This is a genomic window from Cutibacterium sp. LaCa_89, from assembly GCF_058177555.1.
In genome coordinates, this window is the sequence record NZ_CP190889.1 from 2,680,797 (window position 1) to 2,704,370 (window position 23,574).

The 23,574-nt window shown below is 60.9% G+C and carries 16 protein-coding genes and 5 pseudogenes; 8 read left to right on the plus strand and 13 right to left on the minus strand.

The genetic code is table 11. From position 1 onward, the window contains the following. Positions 1-39: 39 nt before the first annotated feature. A complete protein-coding gene (locus tag ACP8LP_RS12310) occupies positions 40-468 on the minus strand; it encodes a substrate-binding domain-containing protein (RefSeq protein WP_465249490.1) in 429 nt (142 codons plus the stop codon). A gap of 7 nt (positions 469-475) precedes the next feature. Beyond that, a pseudogene (locus tag ACP8LP_RS12315) lies at positions 476-580 on the minus strand (TetR family transcriptional regulator); the annotation flags it as partial. 176 nt (positions 581-756) lie between these two features. Between ACP8LP_RS12315 and ACP8LP_RS12320 the strand changes: the two are divergent. From ACP8LP_RS12320 to ACP8LP_RS12335, 4 genes and pseudogenes are all read left to right on the plus strand, one after another. Next, positions 757-1,275: pseudogene (locus ACP8LP_RS12320) on the plus strand (MFS transporter); the annotation flags it as partial. After that, positions 1,263-2,797 (plus strand): annotated as a pseudogene (uidA, locus tag ACP8LP_RS12325) (beta-glucuronidase); the annotation flags it as partial. The pseudogenes ACP8LP_RS12320 and uidA, both read left to right, overlap by 13 nt. A gap of 284 nt (positions 2,798-3,081) precedes the next feature. Continuing rightward, positions 3,082-6,462: a PPi-type phosphoenolpyruvate carboxykinase family protein gene (locus tag ACP8LP_RS12330; protein WP_334353321.1), complete on the plus strand. Its 3,381-nt coding sequence runs from the start codon at positions 3,082-3,084 to the stop codon at positions 6,460-6,462. 297 nt (positions 6,463-6,759) lie between these two features. Then, positions 6,760-7,461, plus strand: a complete 702-nt coding sequence (locus tag ACP8LP_RS12335; RefSeq protein WP_334353320.1) for a (2Fe-2S)-binding protein — start codon at positions 6,760-6,762, stop codon at positions 7,459-7,461. Here the strand turns inward: ACP8LP_RS12335 and ACP8LP_RS12340 are convergent. Beyond that, positions 7,410-8,093: a hypothetical protein gene (locus tag ACP8LP_RS12340; protein WP_334353319.1), complete on the minus strand. Its 684-nt coding sequence runs from the start codon at positions 8,091-8,093 to the stop codon at positions 7,410-7,412. The genes ACP8LP_RS12335 and ACP8LP_RS12340 overlap by 52 nt on opposite strands. Before the next feature lie 197 nt (positions 8,094-8,290). Between ACP8LP_RS12340 and ACP8LP_RS12345 the strand changes: the two genes are divergently transcribed. The 4 genes from ACP8LP_RS12345 to ACP8LP_RS12360 all read left to right on the plus strand — a co-directional run bounded on the left by ACP8LP_RS12345 (position 8,291) and on the right by ACP8LP_RS12360 (position 12,116). Then, a complete protein-coding gene (locus ACP8LP_RS12345; RefSeq protein ID WP_187117056.1) occupies positions 8,291-9,640 on the plus strand; it encodes an aminotransferase-like domain-containing protein in 1,350 nt (449 codons plus the stop codon). Between the two features lie 248 nt (positions 9,641-9,888). Then, the gene (locus ACP8LP_RS12350; protein WP_334353318.1) at positions 9,889-10,836 is read left to right on the plus strand and encodes a D-alanine--D-alanine ligase family protein; all 948 of its coding nucleotides are present in this window, start codon (positions 9,889-9,891) and stop codon (positions 10,834-10,836) included. Then, entirely contained in the window at positions 10,829-11,542 is a 714-nt protein-coding gene (locus tag ACP8LP_RS12355; RefSeq protein WP_484483188.1) for an SURF1 family protein, read from the plus strand. The genes ACP8LP_RS12350 and ACP8LP_RS12355 overlap by 8 nt, the downstream gene beginning before the upstream one ends. A gap of 127 nt (positions 11,543-11,669) precedes the next feature. Beyond that, on the plus strand, positions 11,670-12,116 hold the full coding sequence (locus tag ACP8LP_RS12360) for a DUF3817 domain-containing protein (RefSeq protein WP_417033802.1): 447 nt from the start codon (positions 11,670-11,672) through the stop codon (positions 12,114-12,116). Positions 12,117-12,334: 218 nt separating this feature from the next. Here ACP8LP_RS12360 and ACP8LP_RS12365 read toward each other — a convergent pair whose 3' ends face one another. The 10 genes and pseudogenes from ACP8LP_RS12365 to rpmH all read right to left on the minus strand — a co-directional run bounded on the left by ACP8LP_RS12365 (position 12,335) and on the right by rpmH (position 23,210). Next, positions 12,335-13,264, minus strand: coding sequence for a ParB/RepB/Spo0J family partition protein (locus ACP8LP_RS12365; RefSeq protein ID WP_036975604.1), 930 nt, complete (start codon positions 13,262-13,264; stop codon positions 12,335-12,337). Beyond that, entirely contained in the window at positions 13,261-14,253 is a 993-nt protein-coding gene (locus tag ACP8LP_RS12370) for a ParA family protein (RefSeq protein ID WP_334353317.1), read from the minus strand. The genes ACP8LP_RS12365 and ACP8LP_RS12370 overlap by 4 nt, the downstream gene beginning before the upstream one ends. Before the next feature lie 1,455 nt (positions 14,254-15,708). Further along, positions 15,709-16,347, minus strand: a complete 639-nt coding sequence (rsmG, locus tag ACP8LP_RS12375; protein ID WP_484483189.1) for a 16S rRNA (guanine(527)-N(7))-methyltransferase RsmG — start codon at positions 16,345-16,347, stop codon at positions 15,709-15,711. Positions 16,348-17,986: 1,639 nt separating this feature from the next. Then, positions 17,987-19,014, minus strand: a pseudogene (locus tag ACP8LP_RS12380) (alanine racemase). Between the two features lies 1 nt (position 19,015). Then, positions 19,016-20,143 (minus strand): annotated as a pseudogene (locus ACP8LP_RS12385) (lipid II:glycine glycyltransferase FemX). Between the two features lie 239 nt (positions 20,144-20,382). Beyond that, positions 20,383-20,997, minus strand: a complete 615-nt coding sequence (locus tag ACP8LP_RS12390) for a Jag family protein (protein WP_334353481.1) — start codon at positions 20,995-20,997, stop codon at positions 20,383-20,385. Between the two features lie 76 nt (positions 20,998-21,073). Beyond that, complete coding sequence (gene yidC / locus ACP8LP_RS12395) at positions 21,074-22,153, minus strand: membrane protein insertase YidC (protein WP_016666590.1); 1,080 nt, start codon at positions 22,151-22,153, stop codon at positions 21,074-21,076. Beyond that, positions 22,153-22,626 (minus strand): membrane protein insertion efficiency factor YidD, encoded by a 474-nt coding sequence (gene yidD / locus ACP8LP_RS12400; protein WP_016666591.1) that lies wholly within the window; start codon positions 22,624-22,626, stop codon positions 22,153-22,155. Before yidD ends, yidC begins: the two co-directional genes overlap by 1 nt. Then, positions 22,623-23,069 (minus strand): ribonuclease P protein component, encoded by a 447-nt coding sequence (gene rnpA / locus ACP8LP_RS12405; RefSeq protein ID WP_016666592.1) that lies wholly within the window; start codon positions 23,067-23,069, stop codon positions 22,623-22,625. The genes yidD and rnpA overlap by 4 nt, the downstream gene beginning before the upstream one ends. A gap of 6 nt (positions 23,070-23,075) precedes the next feature. Then, positions 23,076-23,210 (minus strand): 50S ribosomal protein L34, encoded by a 135-nt coding sequence (gene rpmH / locus ACP8LP_RS12410; protein ID WP_004810058.1) that lies wholly within the window; start codon positions 23,208-23,210, stop codon positions 23,076-23,078. Positions 23,211-23,574 lie beyond the last annotated feature (364 nt).

Below are 23,574 nucleotides of genomic sequence, written 5' to 3' on the forward strand. Positions count from 1 at the left end.
CATTTCCTGGAACGAGTTGCCGTCACTTGCCCCACTTCGTCAGCCAGATTCACGCTCCATGAAGGACACCGGGACGATGTCCTCGCTGGGGGCCCGACGCTCATGCCGACTCGGCCTCTCCACCATGTCGAGAAGACGATTGACGGCGACCACGCCCATCTGGAACTGGTTGACGCAAATCGTTGACAGGGCCGGCGAGACCAACGCCGAGAACGGGATGTCGTCGGACCCGATGACGGCCACGTCCTCAGGAACCTTCACCCCACAAGCCATCGCTCGCCTCATGAATCCGATGGCAATGAGGTCGTTGTAGGCGATGACGGCCGAGGTTGGGTGGGCCTTCCACATGTCGAAGACCTCGATGCCACCCCTGATGGTGGGTTCGACTCGCCGGTACTCTGGGCACCTCGTCCTGACGATAACCGAGCTCCCGGGCAACCTGAAAGATCCGTTCCGACGTCTTGACACTCACCAGTCCCGGACGAGAAAACGCCCGGAAAACAGTGGACGGAGCAACACCGGCAGCCCGTGCGACGTCGCTGATGGTAACCGGTGTGGTGGACCCCTCGCCTACCCCCATGCTCTGACTCTACCGCTGGCCGGCGTGCCTCATGCCCGAGATGCACAGGGTGCAAACCGTGGCAAAGGATCGCGGTTCTCAGCGCCGCAGTGCGACTCTCTAAACAAGGCGATGTTGCCTGTCCACAAATGCTGTGACGATGACCGTCGCAGCCCCGAAAACACAGAGGGTTGTCAATGTCGACCACTACGACGAAAAGCCAGAAGGCTAAGGCGGTGAACGCTCGCGATTTCGATATTCGCGACATGATCGGTTACGCGCTCGGCGACGTAGGAAACAATTTCACCTTCAACCTGGTGAATTCGTTCCTCATGATCTTCTACACCAATGTGTTCGGCCTCAAGGCCGCCTTGGTGGGCGCGCTGTTCATGTCCGCCCGACTGGTCGACGCCTTCGTCGACATCATGGTCGGCCGCCTCATCGACAATGCCAAGATGACCAAGCACGGACGGTTCACCCCGTGGGTCATGCGGATGAAGTTCCCACTCGCCGCCTCCGCCATTCTGCTCTTTCTCCCAGCTGCCGGGCACCTCCCCATGACGACGCGCGTCATCTATGCCTTCGTCACCTACCTGGCTTGGGGCATCTTCTACTCCTTCGTCAACATCCCTTATGGGTCGATGGCTTCGGCCATCTCGGGCAAGCCGCGCAACAAGACCTCGCTGTCCACCGCCCGTAGCATCGGATCGGCTTCCACTTCGAGTCCGCCACCCACACCGTCACCGTCTGGGTCGACGATGCCGAGGTGGCCAACCATGCCGGGGGCTACCTTCCTTTCGAGGCCGACATCACCGACCACGTCCGCACCGGCGAATAATGTCAACTCACGGTGCGCGTCGACAATCGACTGTCCTTCCAGACCATTCCGCCGGGCATCGTCGTCGACTCGCCTGAGGGCCCTAAGCAGAAGTACTGGCACGACTTCTTCAACTACGCCGGCATTCACCGCGATGTCTGGCTGTGCAGCCGTCCGACCTCACATGTCGAGGACGTCACCATCACCACCGATCTCGACGGGGATGACGGAATCGTCAGCTGGACGGTCCTCTCGCGGAATTCTGACTCCCTGACGACCCAGGTGACGATTTTCGATGCCGAGGGCTATGAGGTTGCCAATGGGATCGGCGCCTCCGCGACCACCAGCATCCCCTCGGTCCACCCCTGGCAGCCGGGTCAGGGCTACCTCTACGAGGCCGAAATCTCCCTGCTCAACGGGGAGCGCGTCGTCGATTCCTACCGTCAGGCTTTTGGTGTGCGCACGGTCCGCGTCGACGGAAATCGCCTCCTCATCAACGGAGAACCGGTCCACCTGACCGGATTCGGCATGCACGAGGATCACCAGACCATCGGAAAAGCCCACAACGACGCTCTCATGCTGCGGGACGCCGCATGCCTTGAATGGATTGGCGCGAACTTCCTGCGCACCTCCCACTACCCTTACTCCGAACACGTCCTTGACTACGCTGATCGTCACGGATTGCTCGTCATCGACGAGACTCCCGCAGTGGGCATGAACATGGGCTTGGGAGGCGGCATTTTGGCGCCCAGGGCTACACCACCTTCTCCGAGGAGACCATCAACGGCGAGACCCAGAAGGTTCACACCCAGGTCATCCGCGACCTCATCGCCCGTGACAAGAACCACCCCAGCGTCATCATCTGGTCCATCGCCAACGAGCCCGAGTCCGAGACCGAGGCGGCAGAAAACTACTTCCGTCCCCTCTTCGACGTGGCCCGTGACGCTGACCCCACCCGCCCGGTGAGCTTTGTCAACGTCATGCTCGCCCCGTACGGGGCGTGCCGGGTTTCGCAGTACTCCGACGTCCTTCTCCTCAACCGTTACTACGGCTGGTACGTCGACACCGGTGACCTCGCCGCCGCCGAGCGTCACTGGCGCGAGGAGATGGAGGACTGGGCTAGCGAGAACAAGCCGATCATCATCACCGAGTACGGCGCCGACACCATGCCTGGCCTGCACCAGACCCCCGCTCAACCGTGGAGCGAGGAGTACCAGGTCGAGGTCCTCGAGATGAACGAGCGGGTCTTCGACTCCTTCGACGCCGTTATCGGCGAACAGATCTGGAACTTCGCGGACTTCGCGACCACCAGCGGCATCATGCGCGTCGGTGGCAACCGGAAGGGCATCTTCACCCGGGATCGCCAGCCCAAGATGGCCGCCTTCCACCTTCGCAGGAGGTGGCGCGGTACGGAGCAATGATCGGCGGCCTGCCCATGGCGAAGGACAAGAATCAAACGCGCGTGGTGGACTCCCTGACGACAAGTTGCGGTGCAAGGACCACGTTGCGTGGGCTTTCGGCAGCATCTCTCCCACACCCACACAAGTGCAACTGACGTGGAGGGAGCCCACGTGTCGACCCACCGAACGTCAAGAACCATCCACACCTACGCAGGCCGAGTGCCCTGACGCCCAACTCCACCCCTCTTGGATGCCCGTCTGACCACGCTCATGGAAACTTCACAATTTCAGGGGACAATGGATTCATGGCCACCCAAGCTCACACCGACTCCGTGAACCTCAGATTGGCGCTCAACGGCCTGCCACTGCCGACAGCCGCGCGCGCCTCCGACATCGACGTCGTCGCCCCGGTACTTGCTCGTCAACGGGAACTCAGACGGGAGATCCCTGAGCTCCTCTGCCCGGCTGACCGACGCATCCAAGCATTCATCGACCGCTACCTCGGTGAGGACTCTCCCGTCCATCCCCACCTGCCCGAAACCACCCTGACTCTCGATGAGCCCGGTCTGGCCCGAGCCCTTTCCCTCCCCGTCGACGGTGACGAGTTCACCTCCGACCTGGTCGCGAGTTACCGGGTTACCAACGGCGTGCTGCACAACCCGCGCAATGACCGCCGCACCACGGCCGGCGTCTTCCACGTCGCAGAGGGCGGGCTGGCAATCCCCGACGACAAGAAGGCCGTTCCGATCGAGGTCGTCGCTCGCCTCCTCGACCTCGCCTTCCAGGCCCCACCGGAACACACCCTGCTCCCCTACACCTCCACCCAGCCCGTGGAGCGTCAGGCTCACACCTGGGTGTCCCTGCTGCTCCGCCCGCTCGTGGTTCCCGAGATTCCCGACTTCGTCTCCGAGCGTCGGATGGAGATCCGCTTCTTCGCCCCCGGCGGTCTGGTCTCCAACCTCGATTTCGTCGAGGGGATCTTCGGAAACGCCGGCGATCCGCTGCTGCCGGGCAACGATTCCGCCCTCGCCCCCGCCGGATGGACCGGCCACAGCGGTTGCGTCATCCTGGCCCCGCACCTCAACCTCGTCCGCAAGGTCGACCTCGGTCTGCCTCACATCGACCAGGCCACCGACCGGCAGCGTCGCGACGGAATGTGCTGGTCCGATGAGTCCGAGCTCTACAACGAGGGCAAGCCGTTCAAGCTGTGCGCCCGTGACGAGTCCGGAGTCATCCTCACCATTGTCGCCGACAACTACTTCGGCTACTGCAAGAAGGAGGTCAAGACCCAGATCTCCTACTCCGCGAACCTCTTCGGACTGGCCGAGGAGGAGCACTCCGGCGGTGCCCGCGCCTACCGTTCCCACAACCAGGGCCAGGAGTACGCCACCCCGAGCTGCCAGCAGACGGTTGCCGACGTGGTCGCGGACAACCCGGATGACTTCGAGATGCTCGACAAGGGCCATGCGAAGGTCCTCGGCATCGACAACGTCCTGCTGGTGCCCGGCGGGACTAAGTTCAGCCTGCGGGATGGCACCGTTTCCTGGGATGACGGTGCACAGTCCATCCCGATGCGGGCCGACACCGAGTACCTCTCCCCTGACGGCTACCGCATGACGATGATCCACAACGAGGCCGACGACCAGTGGTACCTCAAGGGCACCTACGGTGAGTCGACTACCCTGCACAAGTGCTGCACCGTCTCCGGTGGCGGCAAATCTGAGATCTCCAAGGCGATCTCGGACACCTTCCTGCAGGGCAACGCCTACGTCCCGGACTTCGAGGCCGACATGGATGCCGTCGAGGACATCCTGCATCGCGACTTCTCGACCCGATTCGCCGATCCCGAGCTCAACGGCAAGGATCACCGTCCGATCCTGTCGGCGGAGCGTTCTGTCGGGTCGGTCATCAAGCTGCTGACTCCGTCCTCGGACTTCACCGATTGGTACAACGACTGGATCAACTCCATCCCGTCGTTCCGCAAGGAGCTCGTCTTCACCATCAAGCGCTACTACAAGCCGGAATGGGGTGACGACTGGCGCTCCCACTTCACTGTCGCGCCGACGAATGGTCGGCACGGCAACATGGTGCGACTCGACGGCCAGAAGATCCTAGTGAGCATGGCTCGCGTCGGTTTCCAGCCCGACGGTTCCTGGCGTTTGTTCACCCTGCGCCACGACTACGCCCCGGCTATCAAGGTCCAGACCGAGGACGATATGACGGCCTCCATCGTCACCTCTCCTGGCATGGTCACCGGTCCAGAGGGCCTGTCGCGCAAGGTCGTCGCCAACTGCGAGGCTCTCCTCTTCCAGCGTCCTGACGACGCCATTCACCGTGGCTATGACACCCAGACCGAGCGCGACATGAGTGAGCGTGGCCTGTTCATCTCGAATTATCAGCCGCTGACTCGCGAGGACGTCACGGCGATGCGTGACGACGTGGTGACCTTCTCGAAGTTCACCAAGCCGATGCGCACGTTCCTGTCGAATTTCGCCGACTCCGATCCTTCCGAGGAACCGAAGTACATCGTCTCCAGTGCTGATCCGCGCCTCATCGACGGGGTGCGGTCGCGTAACCCGCGTTACCTGCAGATTCGTCCCGACATCGCGAAGCCGCGCGAGACGGCCATCGCGAACCTGGCCAGCCACCTGTATCACGGCCGTCGGGTCAACGAGCCACTACCGCTCCCGGTCGACATCGTCGCCGCTGGACGGCGCAACAACCCGCCGGAGGACAAGATTCCGGCTCTGTGCGCCTACAACCCACTGCACTACATGGAGCTGCCGGAGCTGTTCATGGAGTTCATCTCCTCCATGACCGGCAAGAGCCCCTCGACGACGGGTGCCGGTTCGGAGGGGGCGCTGACGAAGGCTCCGTTCAATGCCCTGCCGGCGGTCTTCGACCTCAACTCCTCCTTCCTGTCCTTCGTGCTGTCGGGTTACGACGGCTGGCTGTCCTCGGCCGGGTTCATCGGGCCCAACGTCGAGGTGGCCCACGACATCTCCCTGCTCGTTCCGGAAATCTTCTCCCGGATGTCGCCGACGGAGAGGGATGCCAAGACCCTCATCGAGGGCGGGTACCTGGAGAAGATGGAGGACTTCGAGAAGGACGGCGAGCTCATTCTCGCTTCCCGTCTGGGCTACCGCATGACCGAGAAGTTCATGCGCGCTTACTTCGGCCGCATTTTCCTGCATCCCGATACGGTTTTCACCCCGGAGATGCTGCGTCCGGAGCTGCAGGACGCCGAGATCTTCGCTGATTCGGTGCGGACGATCTCGATGACTCACGCCCGGGTGGCCAAGGCCTACTTCGACGACGGGACGATCTCACTGGCTGTGCCGCCGATTCGGGCCCTGCTCGAGGTCATGGCCAACGGGACCTGTTCGGAGGGCTGGACCCTGGACGATCCCGAGTTGCGAGAAATGTTCACCCATGAGTCCGTGCTGGCCTCTGACTGGTATGCCGAGCGCCTCGACGCCAAGCAGGCCGAGGACGTCCGACGCTCCGAGAGGGGCATCGCACAACTCGAGGAATTCATGGCTGACCCGCGCAACGCCGCCGCCTGCGAGGAGATTGACGTCCAGGCTCGCCTGGATCACGTCCGTGGCTTCCACGACCGGGCCGTCAGTGAGGAATACCGCCAGCAATTGGTGGGAACCCTCGGACGGCAGGTCAACTTCCGCTGAGATTGACGGTCCCGGGTGATGTCACCCGGGACCGATCTTTCCCTACGGGGTCTTCCACAGCCACCCTCCTCGTGGTGGCAAAATCCCCGCCTCGACAAGGATCGACGCATCCGAGTGCCTCAGCCCTGTCCGAGATGGGGCTTTTGCACCCGGATCCTGGTGACTGTCCCCGGAAGGTTGTCGTGTGCCTGTCACCAACCCCGCTCGCTGCGAAGGATCAGCGTTTTACCGACGCCCCGGGGTCCAAAAATCCCAATTCAGCTGCTCCTGCCACCGTGGGGGAAGCACCATGGGTGCGTGGACATCATCGATCTGACTGCAGCGGGTTTCGACGAGTGGGTCAGTGTCGAAAACCACCGATCCAACGAGGCCCCCGCCAATTCCTGGCTTCCCGCTACCCAACTGGTGACGCCCGAGGTCATGGACCGTCGCATCAACCACACCCACGAGGCCATGCTGGCCCAACGCCACGAGGGAAGGGCCGGTCACGGTCACGATGTCGCCGCAGCTCCCGGTCCAGTTGCCCGTCGGGTCGCCTTGTCCGCCACTCAGTTGGGAATTGTCGCCAGGCTCGTCGTGCCAGTGGTGACAGCACGGGCTCTGGGCCACGATGTCATTTTCCCCCGCCTGGAGGATCTCTGGTTCCAGGATGTACTTCAGGCTCCGATTCCGGTGTCAGTGGCCTGGAAACCAGGATCGGCGAAAATCACCGACTCGGCAGTGGAGACGATCACGGATGCTTTCATCGTGGCCGGGCTCAGCAAAATTATTGCTCGCGACAACCTCGCGTCGGCCGTGAGCACGTCGGTGGTCATGATTTCCCGCTGCCGTCCTGATCTACGCCAGGCCGCCATCGACGCTGCGACCGAGTTGTTGATCATGGTCGACCCTCGTCCTGGTGTCACTGCTGGTCCAGGGTTCCATCGACGTAGTTGCTGTCTCTACTATCAGGTGAGCGGCTCGCGAATGGCCTGCTGCGGAGACTGCGTCCTGGTCTGAATAACAGCCACTGGAGGTTCGTGATCATGGCGCACTGAACCCGTCGGCCATCGCAATCGACCGACGTCAGCTGGAGCAAGTCCGTTACCACGCAGCCACCCGAACAAGCGTTCCGCCCACGTCTCCTCGGTTTTGACTGACCTACGCAGATCCAGCCTCATCCGTCGAACGGGCCCCGCGCACATGGGGTCGGCCTCCTGGAATCCCCACGACTCCAACCAGGTCACCGGCGCAAGCCGCCGATCAACCCATGGTCCGACGACAGCACCGGCCTCGATGACCGGAACCGACCCGTTCAGGCGTGCTGACAGGAACGAGGTGCGTACTCGCCCCCAAGAAACATCATTTCGATGAGGCAGGAAGCCCACCAGAACCGCTCCCCCAGGTGTACGGGGAATTTTCGACATCGGGTGTTCGACGGGAAGACAGGATTCGGGTGCCACCAGGATGATCCCGTCGACCTCGTCTCCGTGCCGGCTCGCGACCCCGAAGAACCCCCAGGCTCGGCATGCGGCGTCAGCCCAGTCAGGAAGGGACGAGTCGGCGTCAATCCCCCAAGGACGAAGATTTCCGGAAACACCAAGGGATGCGGCATCTTCCCTCGCCAGAATCGTCAGGTGTCTGACTCGCACGATGCCTCCTCCGTTGATCCCCAACATGCCCTGTGGCGGTGAACACTACCTACAGGGCTTTCTGTGACGCCCTGTGGGTGAAATAGACCACACTCGTACGAGTGTCATTCTAGATTTCCGAGGCATTGGTGGGGCACAGTGGGAGGGTGAGCAGCACAGAGCACATCATCAGGAAGCCTGTCCCTTCGACCGACGACGTGCGCATCAATGCCGCTGCCGCTGCTGCTCCCAAAGCCGCCGAGGCCATCACAAGCCGTCGCGTCGACACCACCTTCGACAAGTTCCATGATCGCTACTCCATCCGCACTCTCGGTCTGAAAACCTCCCCGGTTCGGGCTCTCTTCGCGGTGGCGAACCGTCCTGAAGTCGTCTCGCTGGCAGGTGGCATGCCGAACATCGCCGATCTTCCCCTCGACGTCGTCGGTGAATCGTTGAAGGAGCTCGTCGACACCCGCGGTGCCGTCGTCATGCAGTACGGATCGGGCCAGGGCGAGCCGGAGATCCGCGAGCACATCTGCGAGGTCATGGCCGTCGAAGGTCTCATCGCTGACCCCGACGACGTCACCGTCACCTGCGGGTCCCAGCAAGGACTCGACCTCGTGACTCGAATCTTCTGCGACCCGGGCGACGTCATCATGGCGGAATCGCCGTCCTACGTCGGAGCTCTCAACACCTTCGCCTCGTACGAGGCCGAGGTCATCCACGTCGACATGGACGACAGCGGCCTGGTGCCGGAGTCGCTGCGCGAGGAGGTGACGGCGGCCCGTCGTGACGGCAAGTCGGTCAAGTTCCTCTACACCATTCCCAACCACTCGAACCCGTCGGGAATCTCCCAGTCGTCCGAGAGACGACGTGAGATCCTGGCCATGGCAGACGAGCTCGACCTTCTCGTGGTCGAGGACAATCCGTACGGTCTACTCAATCTTGACGAGGATCCCTTGCCGACCCTGAAGTCGATGGATCCCGAGAACGTCGTCTACCTAGGCTCGTTCTCCAAGACCTTCGCTCCGGGGTTTCGCGTCGGGTGGGTGCTAGCCCCGACCTTCGTGCACGACAAGCTGGTCCTCGCCCAGGAGTCGGCGACCTTGTGCCCGCCGGTCTTTTCCCAGTTCGCCATTTCCAGCTACCTGACCCACTGGGACTGGCGCGGACAGGTCCGAAGCTTCATCGACATGTACCGCATCCGTCGCGACACCATGTTGGCTTCCTTGGCCGAGCACATGCCTGAAGGGACGACGTGGACTCGTCCGTCCGGTGGATTCTTCGTCTGGTTGACGATGCCCGGAGCGGTCGACTCGGCGGCTATGCTCCCTCGGGCCGTCACCAAGCTCGTTGCCTACACCCCGGGAACGGCTTTCTACGCCGACGGACGGGGACAGCGCAATATTCGGCTGTCCTTCTGTTACCCGACGCCTGAGCGGATCAAGGTCGGAGTCGAGAGGCTTGCCGGTGTGATGCGCGAGGAGCTCGAGATCGCCGAGACCTTCGAGCTGGCTGATAGTCGAAGTCGTTCCCGCGATCTTGGGCCTGGACCAAACCTCGCCTGATTCCGCACGGACGGTTCCGCGGTCTGTGAGGGTCTCGCCCCCGGGTCCGACGCCGTGTCCAGCTCACCGGACAATGACTCATGGGACCGCAAGGTTCACCTGGCCACTGACTGAGAAATCGGAGATTTGTCGATTTATCTGCGAATCGCTGTGAAGAATCCGCGTATGGCCGCGGTTGTGTGCCCTGTCTGGCTGTCACGGGAGGGTCGGTATCCCCATCATCGTCATGACGCTGGTTGAATGGTTCCATGTTGCAACCAGTCGTCGTCCTCGCCGGGGGGCTCAGCCACCAGCGCGACATTTCTCTGAAGTCAGGTCGCACCGTTGCCCAGGCGTTGCGGCGAGTCGGGCATGAGGTCGTCGAGGCCGACATCGACTCCTCCCTCATCAAGACCCTACGTGCCAACGACGGAGCCGTCGTCTTCCCCATGCTGCATGGCGGCCTGGGAGAGAATGGCGCCCTTCTTGAAGTCCTCAAACTCATGGGCATCCCCTATGTGGGGTCGGGACCGACAACCTGCCGTATTTCCTTCGACAAGTCCATTGCGTCACGAGCTGTTGCTGCCGCGGGTGTCGCCACGCCGCAGCAGGTGGCTCTCCCCCACGACATTTTCCGAAAGCTCGGAGCTCGGACCGTCATCCGGTCCATCTTGGAACGGCTCGGACTTCCAGTCATCGTGAAACCAGCTCGGGGAGGCTCGAGCTTGGGGGTCACGAAGGTCGACGATGCCGCAGACTTCCCCCAAGCCATTGCCAATGCGTACGCGTATGACGACATGGCAGTAGTCGAGGAGTTCATCACCGGTACTGAGCTGGCAATCGGCATGATCACGACCTCCGAGGGGACGCGAGTGTTGCCTGCCGTGGAGATTCGTCCCGTCGGCGAGGTTTATGACTACTCGGCGATGTACACCGGGGGTGAGACCCGTCTGACGGCTCCCGCCGACATCAGTGACGAGGCTGCCGAGGCTGCAACTGAGATGGCCCGCATCGTCCAGCGCGTGCTGAACTTCTCCGGCATCTCTCGCGTGGACGCCATCGTCGATGAGTCTGGTCGTCCGGTGTTCCTGGAGGCTGGCGCTGCTCCCGGCATGACGGCAACGTCCCTTGTCCCCGTGGCCATGGAAGCTGCTGGCCTGGATCTCGGCGAGGTGTGTTCGCAGCTTGTCGACGATGTCGCCCGTAACCATGGTTGAGCACAGCACGACTTCACGATCCAGCTCTGCTATTCGTGTCAAGCAGACGCTGATCATGCTGATCGGCACAGTGCTGGCCGGGGTGATGGTCGTCCTCGGCCTGTGGCAGATGAATGTCTTCGAGTCCCAGCAGAACAATTCCACCCAAGCCCGTATAGATCAGCCTGTCATCACGTGGAACAAAGCTCTCAAACGAGCTGACGTCATGGCCCAGTACGGGCGTCGGGTGAGGATCACCGGCACCTTCAAGCCGTCGACCAGCACAATGGTAGGGACATCATGGCCTGTCAGAGCCGTCGAGGGAATGCGTCTCACCTCAGGTGAGACGATCGCTGTCGTCAGAGGCCAGATTTCCAAGGGCCAAGAAATTCCCTCAGCTCCCTCGGGCACCGTCACACTCACGGGTGTCCTGGCTGCTTCGGAGTCGGACGAGCACCGCAACCCACAGATGCCGGCGGCTGTGCTGCCGTCGCTTCGATTGGAGGTGCTGACCCAGACGTGGCCGCAACCATTGGTCCCGGCAACACTGACCCTCATCGAGCAAGATGCTCGTGCCCAAGGTCTGTCCCCTGCCCAGCCCGTGCTTCCCAAGGGAGATGGCGGCGAACGCAATCGTGGTTATGCCCTTCAATGGTGGGTGTTTGCGATCTTCACGATCGCTATGTCCATTGCCTTCACCAGAGCAGCGGGGAAACACAAGGATTGACTGGTGGCCGGTTCAGAGCCGGTTGACCGGCATCAGTACTCTGTTTCACGTGCAACATTGCGACGACGTGACCAGCGACGACTTCTACGCTGCCTCTTCAACAAGCGAGGCAATAGACACGAGTGACGTGCGTGGCAGTGCCCACGATCATGGGTCCAACCCCGGTTCGACTGGGAGCGCTGCTGACGCCGAAACAGAGCCGTGGATCGAACCTGACGACATCTCTGGGGTACGCAAAGCCTTGATCGCCTACCGAGTCATGGCCTATCTCGTGGGCACCTTCTTGGTCGTCCTGGTGTGTGTCGCAATGCCACTGAAGTACGCGGCCGGAAGGCCGACCATGGTCAATATCGTCGGCGTCTCTCACGGATGGCTCTATCCCGTTCTCCTCATCACGGCCTACATCTTGGGACGCAAGGCAGGATGGCCGCTCACGAGGTTGCTCATCATTGCCCTCGCTGGAACCGTGCCGTTTCTGTCCTTCGTTGCCGAGCATTTTGCCCGTAAGGATGTCGACCGCCGTATTGACCAAGCAAAGGACTACTGGGCTCACCACGAAGTACCCGCTAAGTGACGCGGCTTCCGTTTCGGAGGCTACGTGAGTCGATGCCCCCAAGAGCTCAACCACAGCGAGCCCAGGGGCCTGGACATGCCATCAACTGCCAGTAGCTCCTCGAAGCATGGGAGGCCTTCGCCAGTCGTGTGGACTCAAATCCCCTGATCACCACTCACCCATGACAATGTCCCTGGCCACCGCTTCAGCATCAACCAGGGACATTCGTCATGTGATTATCACTTTGACAATATATCGATAAGTCGCTCTAACTCGTCATCATCGCTGAATGCCATCGTGATCGTGCCCCGACCGTTGCGACGCTTCACCTTCACCGCCGTCCGGAAACGCTGGGACAGCTCATCTCCCAACTTCATCGCCTCCGTGTCCCTCCCAGGCTTCTTGCGCTGATGCGGCTTGACCTCGGTGGTGTCATCCAGTGTCTGCCGAACGAGTTCTTCTGTGGCGCGTACTGACAAGCCTTCCGAGACAATGCGATCCGCTATCTTGCTCTGGAGGTCTGGATCATCCAGCGACAAGAGGGGACGCGCGTGCCCAGCGGTGATATCACCCTCGAGGAGTCGCTTCTGAACACCTGAACTCAGCTTCAACAGGCGGATCGTATTGGCAATTTGCGAGCGAGAGCGCTGAACTCGCTCAGACAGCTCGTCCTGAGTACAACCAAAATCATTGAGCATTTGCTCGTACGCCGCTGCTTCTTCCAACGGATTGAGCTGGACGCGATGGAGGTTCTCGAGAAGAGCATCTCGAAGCATGTCCTGGCTCGCTGTCGTACGTACGATCGCGGGAATAGTCGTCAGACCAGCCTGACGGGTCGCACGCCACCGCCGCTCACCCATGACGAGCTCATATCCATCGTCAACAGGCGTGACAACCACAGGCTGCAAGACGCCCACCGTCTTGATCGATTCGGACAGCTCCGTCAGGCCATCATCGTCAAAGACTTTGCGTGGCTGTTGGCCATTTGGCCGGACCTTGTCAACATCAATGAGCGCGAATCGTGATCCTTGGACTCCATCTTCCGTAGCGGCGTCCGCGAAGCCTCCCTCCTCCTCGGGGATGTCATCATCATCGTCATCGAGATCAGTCCTCTGGAAGAACTCCCCAAAACCGCGGCCCAGTCCGCTGTGCTTTGCTCCCACAGTCACGACTCCTTCGTCTCGGAGGTATCAACAGGCGAATCTCCGCCACGCTTACTGGAATCTGAGGCAGGCGCGTGTCGCTTGGCGAATTCTGCTGCCGCCTCCCGGTATGCGACGGCGCCGGCGGACTTCGGCTCGTACGTCAGAACACTACGGCTGTAGCTCGGCGCTTCCGACACACGGACGGACCGCGGAATCCGCGCCTTCATCGTTTCGCGTGCAAAGTGGGTACGGACCTCCTCATCCACCTGCGTGGACAACCTGGTCCTGCCGTCAAACATCGTCATAAGTATCGACCCAAGGCGGAGATCCTTATTCATCGCACGACGGACAGCGTCAATGGTGCGCATGAGTTGAGTAACGCCTTCAAGGGCGTAATACTCACATTGGATAGGAAGCAAAACTTCGTCTGCAGCGACGAGTGCATTGAGAGTCAGCAGGCCAAGAGACGGTGGGCAATCGAGAATGACGTAGTCGACCTCGTGAGTCTTGAGATACTTACGCAGCGCTTTCCGTAGGCGACGCTCCCGTCCCTTCACATCAACAAGTTGAAGCTCTGCTCCGGAAAGATCAATCGTTGCCGGTACGACTTCGAGACCGGGCGCCTCCGGGCTCTCCTTGGCGACGAGGGCAATATCCTCCTCATCAATGAGGACCTCGTACGTTCCCGGTGTACCTGCCTCGTGGTCGATCCCAAGAGCTGTCGATGCGTTGCCCTGGGGGTCGGTATCGATGACGAGCACTTTTAGACCACTCATGGCCAGGGCGACGGCAAAATTGATTGCTGTGGTGGTCTTCCCTACTCCGCCCTTCTGGTTGGCTACAACGATCGTGGCGGGTCTGGTGGGACGGGGGAGTGTCAATGGCACAGCAGATGCCGTCGAGCCATCAGCACGGTCGGCTGCCGTATCCTCTGCGTCAGGCACCTCGGGCCCATCAAAGGCCGCCCGCTTAGGTGCTCCGTCATAGATGGGGACCTCGTCGGTCATGCGCATCCTTTCCGTTGCGAGCGGGAGTGACGTTTCACGTGAAACACCGTCGCTTGGCCACTCTACCGGGTACATCCGCCAGAACCAGAGACGCTTCCCACCTGTGGATAACCCCATACTCCTGGTGGATAACTAGACCATAGGCGATAGCTCAAGAACATACCGGCTGAAAAGTCGTCGAACCGTTCTGTCCGACAACCCCGGATCGCGACTCGTCACTGCTGAAACTCGCCATAGGCTACATCGTGCGACAGGTACCCTCAGGCGGGTTGCCTCTCTTTGTAACCACGTCGTGGGAATGTACATCGTCCTGCCAAGCGGACAGTCCGGCCTGCACTCATTCCTCCACCCGGACTGCCATGACGACGGCCGCTACCTACGGTTTCGCGACATCACCAACGAATCCAAGATGCCCTCGTCCCGAGAGCCAATGGCCCATGATCACATTCCTTGGACTGCTCGAGATTCCGCCCTGTAAGGATGCTCCGTCGAATACGGGCTAGCAGTTCGGCTGCTCGATGAGCCTGCCGTCCCAGCTGTTGAGTTGATTGCTCCGGCTGGTGAGGCTGTCGAACAGGTCGTTTTCGTGCACTGCCGTGGCTATCTGCCTCCAACATCCCCTCTGAAGGCGATGCGATCAGCGGGAACGAATCTGGCTACATACCGGCAGACAGTGCCGCGACCTCGTTCAACACGGTGTTGTTGACGTCCGTCGACGCGGCACCAATAACGTTGGTCAGCACTGTGCTGGGTGATGTGAGCGGCAACCTCGCCAACAATGTTGGACGGCACATTACCGGCTCAGGATGGCACCGATGGTCGTGGTGGTGTTGGTGACGCCAGTGGGAACAGTGACAGGAGTTACTAGGGAGGAGAGCAAGGTTCGTCGCTCGGTACGTATTGGCAAAGCCATGTCGATCAATACCGTCGGATCGCCTGGGAGATGGCGTCAACGCCACGCCTGGATTGGTGTTTCACGTGAAACACCGCCATTCCATCTCGCTCAGGTTGGATCGAACTGCCGGATCGCCCTAGCAACGCCGCCGGCAAAACGCCTCATCGACCCAGACTCCAGCGGCCCCTTTCAAAATCACAGTCATACACCCACGAACTCCAGCTACGTTCGCGGTACCAACTACGCTATGACGGCACTGTCGTTCACATACGGCCCTCGCCGTGAACCCAAATACTGTCATCGTCACTCACACGCCATTGAGTTCACCATCTCTCACCACATAACGGTCACGGTCTGCTAACCAGCACCCGCTCCTGGTGTATCCCGCCACCGCCTCGCGAACCAACGGTCATCCTGATGCCAACACAGGATGGACAACCTTGACTCAGTTGTCATGAGAGCATTCAGCGACATCCGAGTTGTGATCTCACCTAGTCAGATAGCGATCACGCACACTTTCGTCAGGGATCTCGATTTGGATTCTCGCCCGTGAAGCCTGCGACTTCTCACGCAGATTCAGACCGACGGACGCGCACTGCGCGCGTCACTTCCGACGATGGATCGGCACGAACGAGAAGCACCTCTGCAGACAGATGGCGCTTGGAAAGCTCCTTCTTCGCTTTGGCCACTTCTTCCTCAGCAGACTGCCCCTTCAATGCCAAAAGACAACCAGTCTGTCCGAACAAGCCAGCCGTCCATCCGACAAGGGTCGCCAACTTCGCAACCGCTCGGGACACGACGACGTCAACCGAAATACCTGCATCCTCGGCCCGATCTCGCACAATCGTCACCCGATCACCTAAGCCAAGCTCATCTACGACTTCGGTCAAAAAGTTGGACCGTCGCAGCATCGGCTCGACGAGGGTCATCTCCAAGTCCGGTCGCAAAACCGCCAGTGGAGTACCAGGTAATCCCGCACCACTCCCGACGTCAGCGACTCTCGATCCTTGCGGAATCAGGCTTCCCAAGGCCGCACTGTTGAGGATGTGGCGCTCCCACAATCTGTCGACCTCGCGAGGTCCAATCAATCCCCACTCGACTCCTCGATTAGCCAATATATCGACATATCGTTTAATTGTTTTATAGCTGCCGCCATAAAGTCGTTCGGCTATCGTGTCGTCCGTCACCTCGGTCATGCCAAACATCCTGCCATGTCTGCATACAGTGAGGAGGCTCCCTCATTCACCATTCCTCAGGTACCCCGGTCGTCGCCTTCGGAGTCCTCGCGACCTGCCGATCCCACTGGCGCCAGCCATCACCATGCATGACAAGGCCCATCCCAGCCCTCCGGTCACCCCTCCGGTATCTCGGCCACATGATGTTCTGGGGGTCTCTGTTCCTCTCCTCAAACCTTTCATCGTCCAGATCTCTTCGAACTAGGAACTACCCAATAACGCCGACCCAGCCACCGATGAAACACTGGGCACAGCTGTTGAACCCTGACCGCGCCCATGATCACGTCGACAGGTATCAGGCCACGCATGATCACAAACATTCAGCATCGAATTCGAAGGACATGTGCCGGATAGCTCTCCCCGTCTTCATCCTCTGGCATGTCATCATGACGCTTCAACATTGACTGCTGTGCCATAGAGGGCGGGGGAATGGTTGCGAAGCTGTCCACTCCCAAGTGGTATCCATCCCATGATCAACCTGTCAGGCCTAGAGTCGGGCGCGCAACTCCAGCAAAGGCACTTGGCGAGTGAGGTCCCGTGCACACTCGGGCCCTGTGGGTCCTATGTCGCTCGCAGCCTCCACCCATCAAGGTTCATCTGATTAGTCAGCCGACCAGTCTCTTCACTTGCGAGATACCGTTGGTATTCAACAACTTGTACACAACGCAATTCCAGTCATGTGGTTCAGTGCCTCATTTCGCTAGCTTCGAGCATAAGGCTCCAGCACAACGGAATAATGACCATAATCTTGAGTCATTAAGACTCAAGTTCTGAATACACCGTCCGTCGATGTGTACGGTCAACATGCAATCTCGCCAGTGTCGTGCCGCCAGCCAACAGCCTCACCACGACATTCTCGAATGCCATTTCGGATATCAGATCGGTTAGATCGTCACGCGATCTCCAGCCTCGAAGGATCAGCAACGCTCAAGCCATGGCATGACGACAAACTGAGACTCCGCGGGAGGTATAACGAGTCACATACGACTTCCCCCACAACACAGCGCCGACTCATCCACATCCGACTGAAGCAGCACATAATCCAGCAAGACCCACGGCGTCGAAGTGCGAACGACCGCAGCGGAAGCTTCTACCAGCAATCACGCTTCAGGCCGACGAAACCCTTCACAAGCTCCGATGTTCCACGTGGAACAGTTCCAACCATATATAGTTTTGTCGATATATGGATTAATAACTATGGCGTCGGAAATCCTCGTCCCCAAGCAAGAACCCGCAGTCCACGCATCCGCACCTTTCCCCACCTCTCTCAGGCGTCGCGGACCGGATGGCCAGCAGGACCCTCCGCACGGTCACCACCTACACCGCACGACTAGCAGCGTCACACGCACGCCAACGGATGACAAGAGGGGAGTGACCCCATCACAGATCCGGTTCGAACTCAACATAGGTATCGACAACCACACGCTTCACAAACTCCCGCCAACACAGCTCACACAAAGTCACACAGGCGCGGCAAAGCCTTGCCCCTCGCCACACAGCCACCAGCCCCCTGCCACTCATGGCTTATCATCACACCGCTCGCAGAGCGCTCAACACTCAGCAGCGCGCAGAGACAGCACACACGCCAGGGACGTGCGGCCCCCGCATATCACTTCACGCGAATCTCATCGAAGGTCGCCGTCGTCATACGGACGTTCACCGGCACCTCGTCGCCAACCTGGGCGGGCTCTCCAGGACCTCCGATGAAGACCATCGAGGAATGCATGTGAGGAGGCTCCGCGAAGACCGGGCGCCGTCCAGCAATGGTGAAGGGGCTCGTCACCCGTCCCACCATCTGCTGCAGAGCCTCAGCTCCCGGGATGAGCCATTGCCGCAAAGACCCGGCAGAGATCGGCGCCGACAAGGCAACGCCATGGGCCGTTCCTCCCGACACCACGACAATGTATCCGTCAGCACGAGTCTTGATTCGGTGATAACCAACCGGCGTTCCCTTGGGCAGCCAGTGGATGTCCAGAACCGTTCCCGTCACCCGGTAAGCGTCGACGTCACCCAGCCACAGCCGGGTCCCGACACGCATCCGCACCGGGACGTCGAGTTCCTTCGACAGCGTCTTGTAGTCGTCAAGGCCGAGATGGGAGAACCAGATACCGCGTGAGCCAACGGATGACGCTTGACGATCCGCGCCATCTCCCGACCTTCATCGAGTGCCGCCCCTGACGGAAGGTGAATCGTCCATCCACGCACGTTCAAACCGTCAAGATCCAGTACCGCGACTTCATCTGCGCGCACACCGTGGCGATGCATGGAGGTCTCCACCTCGACGAGGATGGGTGCGCCCGGCGCAATCTCACGCACAGCGGCCACGTCTTCAGCCCTCGAGATCGTCGTGATGACCTTGGGATCGCTCAACAGCTCAGTGGCCACCTCATCACCGGGTCGCCACGGGTTGGGGACGACAACCTCCTTGTCCCAGCCATGCTCACGGACCGACGCCACCTCTTGGGCCACGCCAACGGCAATGATGCCAACACCGAGGCGCTGCGACTCCTGCACCGTCAATGCGTGTCCGAATCCGTACCCATTTCCCTTGGTCACAGGCACGATTCCCGGGCAGGAATCAACGAATGCCGCCACGTGACTGTGCCAGCGTTCCGCATCAACAGTGAGTTTGAGCATGTCAGCGTCTCTTCATGTAGAAGTCAAAAGCCTTGTAAAGGATGGGGTTGATCGGCTTGTCCCACTCGCCGGGGAAGGCCACCGCCTGGCCACCGCTGCCCACCTTGAACTGGATAAGTCCGATCTCCGGATCATCAGCACCAACACCGGCGACGATGCCACGCATGTCGTACACAGCGCATCCCGCTTCATTGGCGGTGCGAATCATGGCCTACTGAATGGCGTTGGATCCACGCACCTCACGCTTGGCCGTGGTCGATGCGCCACAGGAGTACCAGGCGTGCTCACCAACGGTGACGAAGGTCGTCGAGGCGACGAGATCTCCTTCATACTCGGCGAGGAAGACCTTCATGCGACCCTCTTCCTCAGTATTGAGGACGTCCCACATGTGCTCGAAGTACTCCAGCGGACGTCCCGTGAACCCATCACGCTCGGCGGTCTCCAGGTAGACCTCGTGGAATCGCGGCAAGTCTTCACGGGTTCCGAGCTTGACCTCGACGCCAAGCTTGTTGGCTTTCTTGATGTTGCGACGCCACAGCTGATTCATACCCTTGAGGAGCTCGTTCTCAGTCTTCTGAGTGCCATCCTCGTGGCGTAACGGAAGCTGGAAGTTGAACTGCGGCTGTCCGGCGGCGAATCCGTGGCCACTCTCGTCAGTCACCCATCCGCCCTGCTTAAGCACCGACATGACGCGCTCACCCTCAGGGGTCGTGACGTCCGGTTCCACCTCAGTCAGTGAGGTGACGTTGTCGTCGGCGATGGCGTCCTTGATCGTCTTGGTACCCCAGATATGGTGCACGATGGCCGGCCCGATACGCACGGCGAAAGCGTGGCGTTTCTTGACGTGGGCAACCAGGGCGTCAAAGTGCCCGGCGATGTCGTCGCGGGACCAGTCGAGGACCGGTCCTTCCGGCAGATAGGCCAGGTAACGAGGCAGCTTGGGGAGCTTGCGGTAGAGGATCAATCCAACACCGGTGAGCTCGTCACCGTCGTAGAACCCGATCCGTTCACCTCACCACTCCGACTTCACCCGCGCCCATGCCGGGGTCTGCAAGAAAGAAGCTGACCCTCGGGCCGCAATGAACTCGAACATGGTAGCGACGGAAATGGGGCGAACGGAAATCGTCACTCTTTCGACTATAAATAATCCCCTCATCAAAGATGACAGCCACGTCTGACGGCTTGATCGGCTCAGCCCCGGGACCACTCCTCACGTCAGCAGGGATGGGCCACCGTGGTCATCTCGGAAAAACGTGGGCAACGTGCAGTGGAAGAAGGTACGGAGACGTAGGGGTCCGTGCACAACGAGAGAGCCCGGCGGGCATCACACCCACCAGGCCCCACGCTTGTGACTCGACTAAGTATGCGTCACTGCTCCTGCGTGATGACCACGTGACGCCTGGGCTCGACACCCTCGGACTCGCTGACGAGTCCCGCGGCCGCAACCGCGTCATGCACGATCTTGCGCTCGAAGGGGTTCATGGGAGCCAGGTGAGCCGGCTCACCGGTCTCCTTGACCGACTGAATCGCCTCAGTTGCCAGGGCCACCAGCTCCTTGCGACGCGACTCCCGGTACCCGGCGATGTCGAGCATGAGGCGGGAGCGATGCCCGACCTCGGTCATGACGGCCAGGCGGGACAGCTCCTGCAGGGCCTCCAGGACCTTACCGTCCTTGCCGACGAGGGTCTGGGAATCCGTGACGATGGAGACGTGGGCCCGCCCGCTCTCCACATAGGTGTCGATGTCACCATCCAGGTCGGCGATGTCGAGCAGCTCCTCGAGGTAGTCGGCGGCAATGTCACCCTCCTCATCCAGAGGGTCACCAGACTGCTCGTCGTCACTCTCTTCATCGTCCTCGTCCTCGACGTCATCCCCTGACTCGAGGTCGACGTCGTCGTCCTCAATCTCCTCGACATCGATATTGCCATGGTTCTCAACCTGATCGACGTCGAGCTCCTCGATGCGCTCGCTGCTCTCGCTCATCGTTGTTCGTTACCTCTCAAAATCAACCAGTCATACTGGTCAGTGGAATGGTTCATGACGGGTCCGGGGCCCGGCCTCACTTCTTGCGTTGGGCTCGCGTCTGCTTGGCCGGCTGCTGACGACGGACGACCTGACGGCCACCACTGGCGTCCTTGCGTACCGTCTGACGGGTGACACCCTGACGGGCAACCATCGGCTTCTCGCCATCCTCAGCAGTTGCCACCGGAGTGGGAGCGACGACCTTGCGGCGACGCTTCTCACGACGGGCACGCTCGATCTCGTCGGGATCCTTACCCTTGGCGATCATGCGCTCACGCCAGTCGATGTAGGCCGGGGTGTTCGGCGTCGGGTTGTTACGAATGAGGATCTCCTGCTGACCGAGAGTCCACAGGTTCGAGGTGCACCAGTAGAGCATGACGCCGATCGGGAAGCTCACACCGGAGAACAGGTACATCAGCGGGAAGAGGTAAATCATCATCTTCTGCTGCTGTGCCATCGGGCCGGTCAGGGACTCCGGCGGCATGTTCTTCCGCATCAGCTGAAGCTGGGTGTAGAACAGCGTCGCCACCATGATGATGATGAGGACCAGGGCGACGACCTGGGTGCCGCCGAAGCCGTCGTTCATCGGCAGGAAGCGACCGGCCAGCTCAGCGCCGAAGAACTTGGCGTGCTGCAGGGACTCCATGAGCCCCGGATTCTCGGTGAAGAAGTGACCGCGGGCGATACCGCGGGAGGCGCCGTCGAGCACGCGGAACAGGGCCAGGAAGATCGGCATCTGCAGCAACACGGGGAGACAGGACGCTGCCGGGTTGACCCCTTCCTCGCGGTAGAGGTTCATCATCTCCTGGCCGGCACGTTCCCGGTCGTCGCCGTACTTCTCCTGGATGGCCTTCATCTTCGGCTGGATGAGCTGCATCGATCGCGCAGAGTTGATCTGCCTGACGAACAGCGGCACCAATAACAGCCGGATGAAGATCGTCAGACAGACGATGGCCAACGTCCACGACACGCCAGAGTCGCGACCGAACAGTGGCGACCACAGGTAGTGGAAGAGGACGAGCAGGCCGGACACCGCCCAGTACAGCGGCACCATGATGGCGTGACCCATCGCATGGAGGGCGCCGCCCAGGCCGAGTATGACCAGCGGGTTGAGCATCAGTTCTCACCTCGGGTGTGGGAAGGGGTACCCATGTGGGTACTCCCCGGATCGGTGTGTCCGGGGATGGTTCGTGGGACCGATCCGCGATCCCTCGGGTCATCACCCGTCAGGTCATCGGTCGGTTTCTTTGTGGAGCGCGCGAGCTCGGGGTGGAGTTCACGCCATTGCCTCGCCTCGGGGGTGCCCGGCACTGGGTCGTACCCGCCGTTGGACCATGGGTTGCATCGCAGGATCCGCCAGATGATCATCGGCGTCGCCCGGAACACTCCGTGCACCTTCAGGGCTCGCAGACCGTAGGCGGAACAGCTCGGCTCATACTTGCAGACGTCTCCGTAAAGCGGCGAGATGAAGGCACGCCAGCCTTTGACGAAGCCAATGGCCAGCCACGTAAGGGGACGAAACCGCCGCAACGTGCCCCACACGCCACTGCTGTGATCCGGTCGCCGTGCCGGTACCGCTGCAGCCATCATCGAAGTTTCCGCAGTGCCTGGTGCCATGCGCCGTCGAGATCCTTCGCGACTCGACCCGGTTCGGTTGCGGCAGCCGGCAGAGCCCGCACGACGACGACGGTGCCGTCCGCGAGTTCGTCGACGAGGGGACGACACAGGTGCCGCAGGCGCCGCTTCACACGATTGCGAGTGACGGCATTACCCACGGCCTTGGAGACGACAAAACCGACCCGGGGCGCAAGCTCGGATCGGGAAGTGATCGGTCCGTCGGACGCTGATGGACCACCGGTACCACAATTGTCCACAGTGGCTGTGGACAACTCGGTGATGTCGGTCGGATCGGGCCGAACCTGTGCACATCGTCCAGCGTGGACGACGAGAGTAGGACGACCTGATCTGACGCCCCCGCGGACCGCGGCGCGGAAGTCACCGGGACGGTGCATCCGCGACCGGGCGGGCAGCATGGGGACTCAGGCCGACAGCTTGGCGCGACCCTTGCGACGACGAGCAGCGAGGATGCCGCGGCCGGCACGGGTGCTCATGCGGGAACGGAAACCGTGGTTACGGGCACGACGACGATTGCTGGGCTGGAAAGTGCGCTTCACGGGGATGTTCTCCCTTGTGTCTCGGGGATCACCCGGGGGATCGACACGAGCCGGTCCCATGTGTCCGGGGCGCCCGGATGGGCGCAGGGGAAGTGGACGCTGAAGACAGCGACCGGACAACTGTACGTTGTCGACCCCGTCATCGGCAAACTGACAACCTCGCAACGAGTAGTCATCGAACAACACCCATGAAACCACAGTCATGTAGTCCTCTGACCCGCTTGACAAGCCACTCAAACCGGTTGCGGATGGACCCGTGACTCACTAGCGTTCGACAGTGCGGTGCCCCTCTGGTGCCTTGACACACGGGTTGTGGAAAACTGTGTGGACAACTCTCGACGACTTCTAGGGAACAGGTGGTGGA